Raw genomic sequence first — 897 nt, forward strand, 5'->3', positions numbered from 1 at the left:
TTACTGGTCCTAACAAAATGATCACTGTGGTGGCGTCGGGTCTGCCCGATGTGGATCATGTTCGGTCGTGAGGAGGGGTGAGTCGCCGCCGTGGATCGTCCCGGACGATCTGTGGGAGCGCATCGAGCCGTTGTTGCCGGTGGTGCCGCGTAGGACCCGCAACACGGGTCGTAAGCGGGTGCCGGACCGGTTGTGCCTGCAGGGCATCCTGTTCGTGCTGCACACCGGCATCCAGTGGGAGTTTCTCCCGCAGGAGCTGGGCTTCGGCTCCGGGATGACCTGCTGGCGACGGCTGCGCGACTGGAACGAGGCCGGCGTCTGGTCCAGGCTGCACGAGCTGCTGCTCGCCGAGCTGCACTCGACCGGCAGGCTGGACTGGGACCGGGCGGTGGTCGACACCTCGCACGTCCGGGCCGCGCGTCGCGGCCCAAAAGCGGTCCGAGCCCGGTCGACCGCGCCCGGCCGGGCTCCAAGCACCACGTCCTGACCGACGGCGGCGGCATCCCGCTCGCGGTCCTGCTCACCGGCGGCAACCGCAACGACGTCCTCGGCCTGGAACCGCTGCTGGACGCGGTGCCGAACGTGCGCGGCCGACGCGGACGTCCCCGCCGACGTCCGAAGACCGTCTACGCCGACCGCGGCTACGACCACGACAAGTACCGCCGACGCCTGCGCGCCAGGGGAATCACCCCTCGGATCGCCCGCCGCGGTGAACCCCACGGCTCCGGCCTGGGCACGGTCAGGTGGGTGGTAGAGCGCACGATCGCCTGGTACCACGGCATGAAACGCCTGCGTATCCGATGGGAACGACGCGATGACATCCACGAGGCCTTTCTCGGCCTCGCCACCTGCATCATCTGCTACCGACACGTCCAACGATTCTGTTAGGACCAGTTA

1 protein-coding gene is annotated in these 897 nt (G+C 68.5%); it reads left to right on the top strand.

What is annotated here, in order from left to right:
* The first annotated feature begins 94 nt into the window (after nucleotides 1-94).
* Nucleotides 95-888, top strand: a protein-coding gene (locus tag ADK67_RS48835; RefSeq protein WP_442974123.1) for an IS5 family transposase whose coding sequence is annotated in 2 segments (ribosomal slippage) — nucleotides 95-428 and nucleotides 428-888 — 795 coding nt in all. Because the reading frame shifts where the segments join, the coding sequence is not laid out codon by codon here.
* The last annotated feature ends 9 nt before the right edge of the window (nucleotides 889-897 follow it).

The sequence above is a fragment of the Saccharothrix sp. NRRL B-16348 genome, assembly GCF_001280085.1.
Classification (GTDB): domain Bacteria; phylum Actinomycetota; class Actinomycetes; order Mycobacteriales; family Pseudonocardiaceae; genus Actinosynnema.